Raw genomic sequence first — 12,831 nt, 5'->3', positions numbered from 1 at the left:
CGCGGGCGGGTACGGGGGGTGTCGCTCAGTCGAGGACGGCGCGCGAGTCCAGGGCGAGCGCACCACGGGGGCCGACGAGGAGCGGGTTCACCTCCAGCTCGGCGATCTCCGGGTGGGCGGCGGCGAACGCGGTGATCGTCTCGATGGCCGCGGCGGCCGCGGCGACGTCGACGGGGGGCCGGCCGCGCACCCCGTCGAGCAGTGCGGCGGTGCGCAGTGCGCGCAGCAGGTCCAGTGCGCGGCCGGCGGTCACCGGCGCCAGGGTGAAGGCGACGTCGCGCAGCGACTCGGCGAGCACCCCGCCCAGGCCCACCATGGCGACCGGGCCGAACCGCGGATCGCGGTTGACGCCGACGATCAGCTCGATGCCGTCGGACAGGTCCGCCATGGCCTCCACGGAGTAGGCGGGCGCGCCGAGCCGGGCGTGCATCTCGCGGAAGGCGGCCAGCACCTCGTCGGTCCCGGCCAGACCGAGGGCCACACCGCCCGCGTCCGACTTGTGCAGCAGGTGCAGGGCCTTGAGCACGTACGGGCCGGGGAACCCGGCGACGGCGGCGAGCAGTTCTGACTCGTCGTGGACCTCCCGGGCGGTGGGGAAGGCGAGGCCGGCCGCTTCGAGGGCCGCGCGGATCCGCGTGTACCCGGTCTCCTCCATCGGCGCGGCGGGCAGGGGGAGGGGGACGATGCCGGGCGCGGTACGGCCGGCCACCGTGGCGGCGAGGGCACGCGCGGCGTCCTCGGTAGCGTCGAAGACGGGGATGCCGGCGGCCGCGAGGGTGCGGCAGCTGGGGGAGCCGGGATACATCGACTGCACCACCAGCGGTTTGGCGGTGGCGCTGTGCCGGGCGGCGATGAGCCGTGCCGCCTCCCGCTCCCCGTCCGCCAGCGCCGTACCGCCGCCGCCGAGACCGCCCTCGGAGGCCGCGTAGCCGCCGAAGTAGCCGGTCATCAGCACGGCGTCGACCTCCTCGGCCGCGAGCAGCGCCTCGACGGTCGCCGCGTACGAACCGGGGTCCTGCTCGCCCATGCCCGCCAGGTCCACGGGGTTGGCGACGGCCGACTGCTCCCACAGCACCTCGCGCAGCCGCTCCCGGGCCGGCGCGCCGAACTCCGGCACCGAGAGTCCCGCGGCCTCCACGGCGTCGGCGGCGATCACGCCGTGGCCCCCGCCGTCGGTGAGGACGGCGACCCGGCGGCCGGCACCGCGGCGCGGTCCGGCCGACGCGGCGAGCACGACGGTGAGTTCGCGCGGGGTGGCGACCAGTTCCACCCCGGCGTCCCGGCAGGCCGCCGTCACCACGTCGGCCGAGGTGGTCAGCGCCCCGGTGTGGGACTGCGCGCTGCGCGCCGAGGCGTCGCCGCGCCCGGCGGTGAGCAGCACCACCGGCTTGCCGGCCACGGCCGCCGCCTCGGCGAAGGCACGTCCGTCCGCGAAGTCCTCGGCATAGACCGCGATCGCCCGGGTGTCCTCGTGCCGGGCGCAGTCCGCGAGCAGGTCGACGAGGGTGACGTCGGCCTGGTTGCCCAGCGACACGAACCGGGAGAAGCCGAGGCCGTGCGGGGCGAAGCGCAGCTGGAGTTCGAGGGCGAGGTTGCCGCTCTGGCTCAGGAGCGCCACGCCGCCGGGCGTGAAGGTGTCGGAGGCCAGGAAGAGGTCCGTCGTGTTGTCGGCGATCCCCAGGCAGTTGGGGCCGACCATGACGGCTCCCGCGGCCCGCACCCGTTCGGCGACGGCCTGCTGGCGTGCGCGGCCGGCGGCGCCGGTCTCCGCGAAGCCGGCGGTGATCGCGACGATCGCGCGTGCCCCGCACTCCAGGGCCTCGTCGACGGCCGCCTCGAACCCGGCGGCGGGCACGCAGACCACGGCCAGGTCGACCGGTTCGCCGATCGCGCTCAGGCTCGGTGCGGCGGTGCGGCCGAGCACCGTAGCGCCCCGTCGGTTGACCAGATGGACGGGACGGCGACCGTTCGCGCGGACGGCCTGGGCGGCTATGGCGTGGCCGTACTTGGCGGGGTCGTCGCTGGCGCCGACCACGGCGACGGAGACCGGGTCGAAGAGGGCCGAGAGGTCACGTCCCATGTCACTTCACCAGCCGCAGCGCGGAGTTGGGGCAGGCGGCGACGGCGGCCACGGCGGCGTCCTCGCCGCCCGGCGGCACGGACGTCTCGATCAGTTGCGCGTAACCGAAGTCGTCGAGGTCGATCAGCTCGGGCGCGGGTTCGCGGCACAGGCCGTAGCCCTGGCAGAGAGTGGCGTCCAGCAGCAGTTTCATTGCGGCCCTTTCTGGGAGGGGAGCGGAGCGAGGGGGGCGGGGGAGGGTGTGTCAGGGCACGGCCACCAGGAATCGGCGTCCGTCCTCGGGGGCCGCCGCGCCGGCGCAGCCGGGACAGTCGCGGTGTTCGTCGAGACGGTCGGGGAAATGAGTGAGGAGGCTGGCGGCGATCCGCGCGGCGGCGTCCAGGAGCCCGCAGGCCCCGCGTCCGGGCAGCTGCCCGGACCAGCGCCGCAGCCTGTCCGCGGTGCCCGGGTCGGCCGTGCCGCGGGCGACGGAGGACAGGCCCCCGGCGAGCGCCCCGGTGCCGGAGACGCACACCCCGCACTGCCGGGCGCTCTGGGCGGCGAGATAGGCGGTCGCCTCGCTCGCGACGCCGACCGGACAGTCCCCGGGGTGCAGGAAGTACAGGGCCCCGCAGCCGAGTGCGCCACCGGCGGCGCGCAGCCCCTCCAGGTCGAGCGGCAGGTCCGCCCAGCCCGCGCCGTGCAGTCCGCCGAACAGTCCCCCCAGCAGAACGGCCTCGGCCTTGCCGTGCCCCCAGGCGTCGGCGAGGGTGTCCAGGCGGGTACCGGCGGGGACCTCGGCCAGGGCCGATCGGCCGTCGGACCCGGACAGGGTGACCAGATGGGCGCCGGCGACCTCGGCGGCGGCCTCGGGCCGGGAGTGCAGCAGTGCGACGCGGGCCAGTGTCTCCACGTTGGCGACCAGGGTCGGTGCCCCGCCGACGCCGCGTTCGAAGGGGCGCGGGGGTTTGGCCGTAGGCAGCGCCGGACCGCCGTCGATCCGCCGTACGACCGCGCTCTCCTCCCCGGCGACGTAGGAGTGGGGCGTGCGTACGACGTCCACCCGCAGGCCGGCGGGCCGCTCGGCGAGGGCCCGCAGCACGGCCTGCTCGGCCCGGGCGTCGGAGAGGTAGACGATGCCGCGCCCGGCACCGGTCACGGCGGCCGCCAGGCGCAGGCCGTCCAGCACCAGGTGCGGCCGGTATCGCAGCAGCCAGCGGTCCTTCACGGAGCCCGGCTCGCCCTCCTCGCCGTTGGCCACGACGACAGGCGTGCCGGGAGCGTCGCGGACGGCGCGCAGCTTGACGGCCGCGGGGAATCCGGCGCCACCCCGGCCGCGCAGCCCCGCCGCGCCGATCCGGTCGAGCAGCGTGCCGGGAGCGGACATTGGCGCGTACCCGCCGGCGGCGAGGTAGCGGGAGGAGTCCTCGTACGAGGAAGGGCCCGCGGCGCTGCCGGGCGGGGGGGCGAGCAGCCCGTGCCGCCCTTCGGGGAGTAGGGAGAATACGCCGGTCATATGGTGCTCCGGTGCTCGCCGCGGCGGGATCTCAGGCGGTCCACCGCGTGTTCCAGGGCCTGCCGCTGGGCTGTGGTCCGGTCGTAGCCGGAGCCGGGCAGGCCGATCAGCATCCGGTGGTGGTCGAGGACTACCTCACCGGCCAGCAGCGCCGGTCCGGGGCCGGCCGGCCCCGGCTCCTCGGCGGCGGCCACCACCAGGTCGGTCACCTCGCCCAGGTAGCGCAGCCAGCTTCGCTGCGTGCCGCGTAGCACCAGCCGCTCGACGTGCCGTCTCTCCTCGGCCGCGAGGGCCGACGGGGGCCGGCCGGCCGCCGGGGCCCGCAGGGCGGCCACGGCCGAGGGCAGTTCCTGTTCGGGCTCCGGTGTGAGACCGAGCCATGCCAGATGTCGGCGAGCGCTCATGTGCGTGCCTCCGGGGGCGCTCCCCGCTCCCGGCGGGGGAGCGGGGTGGCGCGGCGACGGCGTGACGGGGGATGCTCCGCCGCTCGCTGTGCGTGGCGGGGAGCCGTGCGGAGTACCGGCCGGGGGCCGTGTACCGCGTGACGTGCGGCTGTCCTGATCGGGAGGGCTGGGCTGCGCGGATCGGTGGTTCGCGGGCGGCCGGGACGACCCACCGATGTCCTTGCGGGGTCGGCCCGTCCGCCCGCAGCGAGACTAACTAACTAATTAGTCAGCCCACAAGCCTTGACTTGCCACCGCGCCGGTCCCAGTCTGACTAACCAATTAGTCAGCCGGATTCCGCGGATCCCCATGGGGAACCCGCGGCCCATCCCGGTCACAGCCTCACCGCCCATCGCCGCCCCGCGCGGCGCGGAGGAGGACTTCAACATGAACCCCTCGACCACCCGGACGGCCACCGCGCCGCCCGGTCCGCCGAGCGAGACCCCCGATCACCCCGGCGAGGCTCTGCCTGCCCGTTACTACACGGATCCGGCCGTCGCGGCCGCGGAGACCGAACGCGTCTTCGCCAAGTCTTGGCAGCTCGTCTGCCACGAGTCCGACCTCCCCGGCCCGGGCGCCCGGCTGACCGCCACCGCCGCCGGCCGGGAGGTCCTGGTCGTGCGCACCGAGGACGGCGGCCTCGCCGCCCACCTCAACGTCTGCCGCCACCGCGGAACCCGCCTGGTCACCGGCCCGGAGCCGGAGGGCAAGGCGATCCGCTGCCCGTACCACGGCTGGACCTACAAACTCGACGGACGCCTCGTCGGCGCCCCCGAGGCGCGCCGGATCCCCTGCCTGGACAAGCCCCGGCTCGGACTGCACCCGGTCAACGTGGAGTCCTTCCTCGGCTTCGTCTTCGTCAACCTCGACCTGGAGGCCACCCCGCTCGCCGAGACCTGCGCCGGGCTCGCCGAGGCCGTCGGCCACTACGCGGGACCCGGCCTCACACCGGTCGGCAAGCACCGCATCCACGACGTCACCGCCGGCGAACAGCAGAACGCCAACTGGAAGGTGATCGTCGACAACTACCTGGAGGGCTACCACGTCCCCGTCGCCCACCCCGCGCTGATGCGACTGCTCGACTACCAGGCGTACACGGTGGACGTCCAGGAGCACTACGTCCTGTTCGAGTCACCGCTGCGGGACAAGCCCTCCTCGAACTGGACGGAACGCCTCTACCAGCGGCTCGCCACCCCGATGCCGGGGCTGACCGAGGCCGACCGGCGGGTCTGGCGCTACGCCGTGATCTACCCCAACACGCTCATCGACTTCTACCCTGACCACGTGCTCGCGTGGACCGCCCTCCCCACCGCCCAGGACCGGGCGGCGATCCCGGGCGCCTTCTACACCCGGCACGGGGAGAGCCTGCGCACCAGGATCGCCCGGCGGCTCAACATCCACATCGGCTGGGTCACCAACGACGAGGACGCCGAGCTGGTCGAACGCGTACAGGCCGGCCTGTCCACGCCCGGGTTCGAGCCCGGCCCGCTCTCGCACCGCGAGGCCGCAGTCGGCTGGTTCGCCCGCCGGATCCGCCGCGACCTCGAGGAGGACGGCCGATGACGCCCCGCCGTCCCGCGGCCGGGCCCCACCGGCGCGTCGCACTCCTCCCGGCCGGCTTACCCCGGCACCGCTGACGCACGTCCGTACCCCTTTCCAGACCGGTCCTCACTACGGAGTCACAGGGCCTCCGTGAGCCGACCAGCCGGTCCCGCCCTGGACTGCCGTGCCGTTCCTCGACGGAGAGGACACTCCATGTCCCCCGAGGTACCACCACCGACCCGACGCGCCCTGCTGCGGGCAGGCGCCGGCGGCCTGCTGGGCGCCGCGGTCGCAGGCTGCGGGTTCATGCCCGCCAGAACACCCGACGACAAGGACCTGGCCCCGGTCCGCGCACGCGTCGACGGCGATCTCGTCTACTTCAACTGGGCCGACTACGTCGACCCGTCCGTCTTCAAGGGGTTCGAGAAGGAGTACGGCGTCAGCGTCGTCCAGTCGAACTTCGACTCGATGGAAGGCATGGCCGCCAAGCTCAACGCGGGCAACCGCTACGACATCATCTTCCCCAGCGCCAAATGGGCCCAGCGCCTCGCCCGCGGCGGCCGGCTGCGCCGGATCGACCACACACAGCTCAGCCACGCCAAGGACGTGTTCGGCGCCCACTCCTACTTCGCCGACCCCTGGTACGACCCCAGCTCCGCGCACACCGTCCCCTTCACCGCCTACAAGACCGGCATCGGCTGGCGGCGCGACCGGATCGGCGAGCTGACCGGATCCTGGAAGGACCTGTGGAGTCAGAGGGCCAGGGGCAAGGTCTTCCTGCTGGACGACCGTGACGAGGTCCTCGGCATGGGAGCCCTGGAACTCGGCCTCGACGTCAGCACCGGCGACCCGGGCGACCTCGACCGCATCACCGACCTGCTGAGCACCCTGCGCCCACGGCTGCGCGGCTTCTCCAGCGACAGCTACAACAACCTGCTCAACGGAAACGCCGTCATCACCCAGGCCTGGAGCGGCGACATGGCCGCCATGCTCAACCAGGCCAAGGACCCCTCCGTGTTCGGCTTCCAGGCGCCCAAGGAGGGGACACCGATCAACTCCGACTGCTACGCCATCCCCTGGAACGCCCCGCACCCCGGCACCGCGATGCTGTTCATCGACTACATGCTCCGGCCGGAGACCGTGAAGAAGAACATCGAGTACATCGGCTACCCCATGCCGGTGGCCGGCTCCGAGAAGATCTACGCCGAACTCGTCAAACCCTTCCCCGAGTGCCTCGTCACCGAGGCCGACCTCAAGGCCGACCTGTTCTTCCGCAACGGCAGCAACGCGGCCGAGGACGCGCGCGACACCGCCTGGACCCATGTGAAGGCGGGCTGAGACATGACACCGACGCCTCCCCCCTCGCGCCCCCGCCGCGGCCCGGACGCCACCGGCACCCGCATGTGGACCTGGTTCATGCTCCCCGGCACCCTGTGGATGACCGGGTTCCTGATCGCCTCCCTGGTGCTGGTCGCCGTCCTCACCGTCGGCACCACCGACGAACTCGGCAACCCCCGCTTCGGGTTCGACCTCTCCAGCATCCGCGCCCTGGCCGACCCCGCCTACACCGAGGTACTGGCACGCTCCCTCGGCTACGCTCTGCTGACCTGCGTGATCTGCCTGCTGATCGCCTACCCGGTGGCGTACACCATCGCCCTGCACGGCGGCCGCTGGAAACACGCGCTCATCGCCGCGATCGTCGTGCCGTTCTTCGCCAACTACCTCGTGCGCATGTACGGCTGGTCGGTGGTCCTGTCCGACGACGGACCGCTGCTGCGGGCCCTGCGCGCCGTGGGACTGGCCGACGGCGACACGAAGATCCTCAACACCGGCGTCGGCGTGATCGCGGGACTCGTCTACGGATTCGTCGTCTTCATGATCATCCCGCTGTACGCGGCCCTGGAGCGGCTCGACGTCTCCCTCATCGAGGCCGGCCGCGACCTCTACGGCGGCCCCGTGCGGACCTTCCTCCACGTCACCCTGCCCGCCACCCGGCAGGGCGCGGCGGCCGGACTGGTCCTCGTCTTCCTGCCCGCCATGGGCGACTTCGTCAGCGCGCAACTGATGGGCGGACCGGACCAGATCATGATCGGCAACCTCATCCAGGACAAGTTCTTCCAGGGCCAGAACTGGCCGCTCGGATCCGCGCTCACCATGCTGCTCATGCTCGTCCTGCTGGTCGGGATGCTCGGCTACCTCAGGCGCACCCGCAAGGACGAGGCGGAGGCCCGCCGATGACCCAGCTCAGCCCGCCCGCCACCACCGCGGCCCCCGCACCCGACCGGCCCGCCGCGCGCACCCGCACCCGGCGCGGCCGCGCCGACCGCAAGCCCCGCGTCCTCATCGCCGTCACCGCCCTCTTCTTCGCGCTGCTCTACCTGCCCATCGCCGTGGTGACGCTGTTCTCCTTCAACTCCCAGAAGTCCCTCACCGTCTTCAGCGGGTTCAGCCTGCGCTGGTACCGCGCCTTCGTCCACGACGACGTCCTGATCTCCTCGCTGGGCACGAGCCTGCGCATCTCCCTGGTGGCGACGGCTGGCTCGATCGTCCTCGGCGTCGCCCTGGCAATCGGACTGGTCCGCTGCCGCACCCGGCTCGGCTCACTGGCCGGCCTGGTCATGCTCGTACCGCTCATCACCCCCGAGATCGTCACCGGCGTCGCGTCGATGCTCCTGTTCAAGGGCCTGGGCGTGACCCTGTCCACCGGCACGGTGATGATCTCGGAGATCACCTTCTCCATCTCCTACGTCACCGTGATCCTCCGCTCCCGGGTCGCGGCCCTGAACCCCGAGGTGGAGGAGGCCGCGATGGACCTCGGGGCCACCCGCTGGCAGGCGGTCCGCCTGGTTACCCTGCCCGCCCTGCTGCCCGCGGTGCTCGCCAGCGCCGTACTGATCTTCGCGCTCGTCTTCGACGACTTCGTCCTCGCCTACTTCACCACCGGCGTCGACCCCCAGCCGCTGTCGGTGCGGATCTACTCGGCGATCCGCTTCGGGGTGCAGCCCACCATCAACGCCGTCGGCACGCTGATGCTCGCCGGATCCATCGGCCTGATCGCCCTGGCCCTCTTCATTCCGCGCCTGTTCGGCCGCCGCGGCGGCCTCGACATCCTCTCCGGGAGCTGACCATGGACGAGACCCACGCCGTCCGCCTCACCGGCGTCTCCAAGCGGTTCGCGGACACCTACGCCGTCCGCGACCTGAACCTCGACATCGAGGCCGGCCTCTTCTTCTCCCTGCTCGGCCCCTCCGGCTGCGGCAAGACCACCTCACTGCGCATGATCGGCGGCTTCACCGACCCCACGGAGGGATCGGTGCTGCTCGCCGGCGAAGACGTGACCGCGCTGCCGCCGAACAAACGCAACGTCAACACCGTCTTCCAGAGCTACGCCCTGTTCGACCACCTCAGCATCGCCGACAACGTCGCCTTCGGCCTCAAGCGCAAAGGCGTCGAGAAGGCGGAGATCCGGCGCCGCGTCGGCGAGATGCTGGAACTGGTCCAGCTCGACGGCTTCGCCGGGCGCAAGCCCCGCACCCTCTCCGGCGGCCAGCGCCAGCGCGTCGCCCTCGCCCGCGCCCTGGTCAACCGGCCGGCCGTCCTCCTGCTCGACGAACCCCTCGCAGCCCTCGACCTCAAGCTGCGCCGCCAGATGCAGGTGGAACTCAAGCAGATCCAGCGCGAGGTCGGCATCACCTTCGTCTTCGTCACCCACGACCAGGACGAGGCACTGACCATGTCGGACCGGATCTGTGTCATGAACGAGGGCCGCGTCGAGCAGTGCGGCACCCCCGAGGACGTGTACGAGCACCCCGCCAGCCGCTTCGTCGCCTCCTTCATGGGCACCTCCAACCTGATGACCGGCACCTACCGCGGCGGCGAGGTCACCCTCGACCAGGGACCCGCCCTGCCCGTCGGCCCCCGATCCGCCATCGCCGACGGCACCTCGGTCAGTGTCTCCGTACGCCCCGAGAAGGTCTGGCTGTCCGACTTCGAACCGGGCATGTCGGTGCTGCGCGGAGTCATCCGCGAGACCGTCTACTGCGGCCCCACCACCACCTATCTGATCGAACTCGCGCCCGGCGTCACCCTGTCCGTGCTGGAGCAGAACACGGCGCGCGCCCGCATGGAGGACCGCTGGAGCGGCGGCGAGACGGTCGAGTTCGGCTGGCGGCCCGAGCACTGCCTCGTCCTCGCCTGACCGCCCCCACCCGATCTGAAAGCGAAACCGATGCATCACGACGTGATCGTTCTCGGTGCCGGGCTGGCCGGGCTCGCCGCCGCCCGGGACCTGGCCGCCGCCGGCACCGACGTACTCGTCCTGGAGGCCAGGGACCGGGTCGGCGGCCGGGTCGAACAGGCCCGCCTCCCCGACGGCCGTACCGTCCAGCTCGGCGGCGAGGTCGTCGGCCGCGCCCACACCGCCTACCTCGACCTCGCCGCGGAACTGGGACTGAAGCTGGTGCCCAGCTACGTGGCCGAGCCCGGCCGGATGGTCCGCGCCACGCCGGAGGGCAGCTCCGCCGGTGAACCGCCGCACTGGTTCGGCGACGGCGACGCGGCCCTCCACACCCGGCTCGGCGCCGAGTTCGCCGCCCTGGCCGCCACCGTCGACCCCGGCGACCCCTGGTCGCACCCGGACGCGGCCGCCCTGGACCGGCTGTCCGTGGGCGCCTGGCTGCGCTCCCGGCACGCCACCCCCGCCGTCGTCCGCCTGTGGGAGATCGGCCAGCTGGCCCTCGCCGCAGGCTCCTACGAGCGAATCTCCCTGCTGGCCGCACTGCGCAAGAGCGCCGCCGTCCCCGCGTCCGGCCCGGGCGACTACGACTACGACGACTGGGAAGGGCTGCGGCTCGCCGAGGGCTCGGCGACCCTGGCCGAGGTGATGGGCCGCGAACTCGGCCCGCGCGTCCGCCTCGGCTCACCCGTCGCCGCCCTCGACGTACGCCCCGGCCGCTGCACCGTCCGCCTCGTCACAGGCGAGGTCCTCACCGCCGGGGCCGTGGTGAGCGCCCTGCCCGTGGGACCGCTGCGGACCGTCGCCGTCAGCGGCGTGAGCGAGGCGCGCCTCGCCTCCCTGCACCGGCAACGGCAGGCGACGGCGGCCAAGTTCGCCGCCGTCTACGACCATCCCTTCTGGCGCGCGGACGATCTGAACGGCCTCTCCGAGTCCGAGGGCGTCCTCGGCAGCACCTGGCCCCAGAACGAAGGCATCCTGTCCGCACTGGTCCCGCCGGAGCGCTACGGCGTCCTGCTGGGCACCCCACCCCAGCTGCGCACCCCCGAACTGCTCGCCGAGATCGCCGGCCTGTACGGCGACGAGGCCCGCCGACCGCTCGCCTGCTACCTGCGGCTGTGGGGCAGCGACCCCTGGACACAGGGCTACGTCACCCAGTGGCCGCCGGGCGAGGTGATGGCCGTGGGGCCGTCGCACGGCACCCACGAACCCCCGTTCTACGTCTGCGGATCCGACCAGTGGGTCGCCGGATACATGGAAGGCGCCGTCCGCACCGGCCGCGCCGCAGCGAAGGAGGCACTGCTCCGTGGATGACAACGCCCGCCCGGCAACCGTCCTCAACCACATCGGCGGCAAGGAGACACCCGCCGCATCGGGCGCCACCCTGCGCCTGATCGACCCGGCCACCGGACGCCTCCACGGCACCGCTCCGCTCTCCGGCACCGACGACGTCGACAACGCCTGCCGCGCGGCCGAGAACGCCCAGCACGTGTGGTCGGCCACCACCCCGCAGCAGCGCCAGGGCGCGCTGCTGCGCATCGCCGACGCGCTGGAGCGGAACGCCGACGCCGTGGCGAGCGCCGAGATCGCCGACACCGGCAAACCCCGTGCCCTCTTCCTCGCCGACGAACTGCCCGCGATCGCCGACGTGCTGCGCTACTTCGCCGGCGCCGCGCGCAACCTGCCCGGCGCCGCGGCCGCCGAGTACACCCTGGGCCGCACCTCCGTGCTGCGCCGGGAACCCATCGGCGTCTGCGCGCAGATCACCCCGTGGAACTACCCACTGATGATGGCCGTGTGGAAGATCGCCCCCGCGCTCGCCGCCGGCAACACCGTCGTCCTCAAACCGTCCGACAGCACGCCATCCTCCGCCACGCTCCTGGCCCGGCTGGCCGCCGAGCACCTGCCGCCCGGCGTGCTCAACGTCGTCTGCGGCGACCGTGACACCGGCCGCCTGCTGGTCGCCCATCCCGCCGTGCGGCTCGTCGCCCTCACCGGGAGCGTCCGCGCCGGACAGCAGATCGCCGCGGCCGCGGCCGCCGACCTCAAACGGCTCCACCTGGAGCTCGGCGGCAACGCGCCCGTGCTGATCCACGAGGACGCCGACCTGGACGACGCCGTAGGACAGCTGTCGTCGCTGGCCTTCTACAACGCCGGCCAGGACTGCACCGCCGCCACCAGATTCCTGGTCCACCACCGGATCCACGACGCCTTCCTCGACGCCTTCGCCGAACGGGCCGCCCAGCAGGTCCCCGGCGGCCCCGACGACCCGGACGCCGACTTCGGCCCGCTCAACAACGCGGCCCAGCTCGCCTCCGTACACCGTCTGCTGGAGACCCTGCCCGACCATGCCGAGGTCGTCACGGGAGGCGTGCAGCTGGACCGGCCCGGGTACTTCCACCAGGCCACGGTGGTCGCGGGGGTGCGCCAGGACGACGAGATCGTGCAGAGCGAGGTGTTCGGTCCGGTCGTGACGGTCCAGCCCTTCACCGACGAGTCCGAGGCCTTCGAACTGGCCAACGCCGTACCGCAGGGACTCGCCGCCAGCGTCTGGACACGCGATCACGACCGGGCCATGCGCGCGAGCCGCGCCCTGAGCACCGGGATCGTCTGGGTTAATACCCACGGCACCACGGTGTCGGAGATGCCGCACGGAGGCGTACGGCACTCCGGTCACGGCAGCGATCTGTCGCTCACCGGGCTGCTCGACTACATGCAGGTCAAGCACGTCATGCTGTGACGGGCCGCCCTCGCCCGTCGTCGCCCGACCGGTTCGCGTGGCGCCGCCGGCTCTTGCCGGCGGTGTCCAGCAGCTCGCCCGGGTGAGCGTCACGGTTGCCACGACGCGGGCCCAGCGCGGTCCGCCGCGCGCGGCCCAGAAGACACAGACACATACGCCCACGACGAGTGCCAGCACACCGAGCAGCAGTACAACGAGCGAGGTGCCTCAGCCGCAGTTCGCCGGCCTCGTCGTCCTGCACACCGCTGGGAACTTCGGTCAGACGCACGCTGCGTTCCTTCCCGTCGGCCACGCGCA

The 12,831-nt window shown here is 72.9% G+C and carries 11 protein-coding genes and 1 pseudogene; 7 read left to right on the top strand and 5 right to left on the bottom strand.

What is annotated here, in order from left to right:
- Positions 1–25 precede the first annotated feature (25 nt).
- The 4 genes from ABZX90_RS26130 to ABZX90_RS26115 are packed head-to-tail and all read right to left on the bottom strand — an operon-like array spanning position 26 to position 3,979.
- Positions 26–2,080 carry an acetate--CoA ligase family protein gene (locus ABZX90_RS26130; protein WP_351131890.1) on the bottom strand — a complete coding sequence of 685 codons (2,055 nt, stop codon included), beginning with the start codon at positions 2,078–2,080 and terminating at the stop codon, positions 26–28.
- A gap of 1 nt (position 2,081) precedes the next feature.
- Positions 2,082–2,273: a ferredoxin gene (locus ABZX90_RS26125; RefSeq protein WP_351131889.1), complete on the bottom strand. Its 192-nt coding sequence runs from the start codon at positions 2,271–2,273 to the stop codon at positions 2,082–2,084.
- 51 nt (positions 2,274–2,324) lie between these two features.
- Positions 2,325–3,575, bottom strand: a complete 1,251-nt coding sequence (locus ABZX90_RS26120; protein WP_351131888.1) for an NADH-ubiquinone oxidoreductase-F iron-sulfur binding region domain-containing protein — start codon at positions 3,573–3,575, stop codon at positions 2,325–2,327.
- A complete protein-coding gene (locus ABZX90_RS26115) occupies positions 3,572–3,979 on the bottom strand; it encodes a hypothetical protein (protein WP_351131887.1) in 408 nt (135 codons plus the stop codon). Before ABZX90_RS26115 ends, ABZX90_RS26120 begins: the two co-directional genes overlap by 4 nt.
- A gap of 426 nt (positions 3,980–4,405) precedes the next feature.
- Between ABZX90_RS26115 and ABZX90_RS26110 the strand changes: the two genes are divergently transcribed.
- The 7 genes from ABZX90_RS26110 (at position 4,406) to ABZX90_RS26080 (ending at position 12,534) form a co-directional block, all read left to right on the top strand.
- The gene (locus ABZX90_RS26110) at positions 4,406–5,581 is read left to right on the top strand and encodes an aromatic ring-hydroxylating dioxygenase subunit alpha (RefSeq protein WP_351131885.1); all 1,176 of its coding nucleotides are present in this window, start codon (positions 4,406–4,408) and stop codon (positions 5,579–5,581) included.
- A gap of 192 nt (positions 5,582–5,773) precedes the next feature.
- Entirely contained in the window at positions 5,774–6,898 is a 1,125-nt protein-coding gene (locus ABZX90_RS26105) for a spermidine/putrescine ABC transporter substrate-binding protein (protein ID WP_355208590.1), read from the top strand.
- Positions 6,899–6,901: 3 nt separating this feature from the next.
- Positions 6,902–7,798 carry an ABC transporter permease gene (locus tag ABZX90_RS26100; RefSeq protein WP_351131882.1) on the top strand — a complete coding sequence of 299 codons (897 nt, stop codon included), beginning with the start codon at positions 6,902–6,904 and terminating at the stop codon, positions 7,796–7,798.
- A complete protein-coding gene (locus ABZX90_RS26095) occupies positions 7,795–8,685 on the top strand; it encodes an ABC transporter permease (protein WP_351131880.1) in 891 nt (296 codons plus the stop codon). The genes ABZX90_RS26100 and ABZX90_RS26095 overlap by 4 nt, the downstream gene beginning before the upstream one ends.
- A 2-nt stretch (positions 8,686–8,687) precedes the next feature.
- Positions 8,688–9,758 carry an ABC transporter ATP-binding protein gene (locus ABZX90_RS26090; RefSeq protein WP_351131879.1) on the top strand — a complete coding sequence of 357 codons (1,071 nt, stop codon included), beginning with the start codon at positions 8,688–8,690 and terminating at the stop codon, positions 9,756–9,758.
- A gap of 30 nt (positions 9,759–9,788) precedes the next feature.
- Positions 9,789–11,108 (top strand): FAD-dependent oxidoreductase, encoded by a 1,320-nt coding sequence (locus tag ABZX90_RS26085; protein ID WP_355208585.1) that lies wholly within the window; start codon positions 9,789–9,791, stop codon positions 11,106–11,108.
- Entirely contained in the window at positions 11,101–12,534 is a 1,434-nt protein-coding gene (locus ABZX90_RS26080) for an aminobutyraldehyde dehydrogenase (RefSeq protein ID WP_351131875.1), read from the top strand. The genes ABZX90_RS26085 and ABZX90_RS26080 overlap by 8 nt, the downstream gene beginning before the upstream one ends.
- Here ABZX90_RS26080 and ABZX90_RS26075 read toward each other — a convergent pair.
- Positions 12,524–12,723: pseudogene (locus tag ABZX90_RS26075) on the bottom strand (hypothetical protein). The gene ABZX90_RS26080 and the pseudogene ABZX90_RS26075 overlap by 11 nt on opposite strands.
- Between the last annotated feature and the right edge of the window lie 108 nt (positions 12,724–12,831).

This window comes from Streptomyces sp. NPDC002935 (genome assembly GCF_040611295.1).
Taxonomy (GTDB): Bacteria; Actinomycetota; Actinomycetes; order Streptomycetales; family Streptomycetaceae; genus Streptomyces.
Note: the sequence above shows the minus strand (reverse complement) of the source record. Positions and strands in the feature narration are given on the sequence as shown.

What these genes read in the sequence shown, in the direction of transcription:
- ABZX90_RS26100 (WP_351131882.1), top strand. Translation starts at nt 6,902, where the DNA reads ATGACACCGACGCCTCCCCCCTCGCGCCCCCGCCGCGGCCCGGACGCC.
- ABZX90_RS26125 (WP_351131889.1), bottom strand. Translation starts at nt 2,273, where the DNA reads ATGAAACTGCTGCTGGACGCCACTCTCTGCCAGGGCTACGGCCTGTGC.
- ABZX90_RS26085 (WP_355208585.1), top strand. Translation starts at nt 9,789, where the DNA reads ATGCATCACGACGTGATCGTTCTCGGTGCCGGGCTGGCCGGGCTCGCC.
- ABZX90_RS26095 (WP_351131880.1), top strand. Translation starts at nt 7,795, where the DNA reads ATGACCCAGCTCAGCCCGCCCGCCACCACCGCGGCCCCCGCACCCGAC.
- ABZX90_RS26105 (WP_355208590.1), top strand. Translation starts at nt 5,774, where the DNA reads ATGTCCCCCGAGGTACCACCACCGACCCGACGCGCCCTGCTGCGGGCA.
- ABZX90_RS26110 (WP_351131885.1), top strand. Translation starts at nt 4,406, where the DNA reads ATGAACCCCTCGACCACCCGGACGGCCACCGCGCCGCCCGGTCCGCCG.
- ABZX90_RS26130 (WP_351131890.1), bottom strand. Translation starts at nt 2,080, where the DNA reads ATGGGACGTGACCTCTCGGCCCTCTTCGACCCGGTCTCCGTCGCCGTG.
- ABZX90_RS26115 (WP_351131887.1), bottom strand. Translation starts at nt 3,979, where the DNA reads ATGAGCGCTCGCCGACATCTGGCATGGCTCGGTCTCACACCGGAGCCC.
- ABZX90_RS26120 (WP_351131888.1), bottom strand. Translation starts at nt 3,575, where the DNA reads ATGACCGGCGTATTCTCCCTACTCCCCGAAGGGCGGCACGGGCTGCTC.
- ABZX90_RS26090 (WP_351131879.1), top strand. Translation starts at nt 8,688, where the DNA reads ATGGACGAGACCCACGCCGTCCGCCTCACCGGCGTCTCCAAGCGGTTC.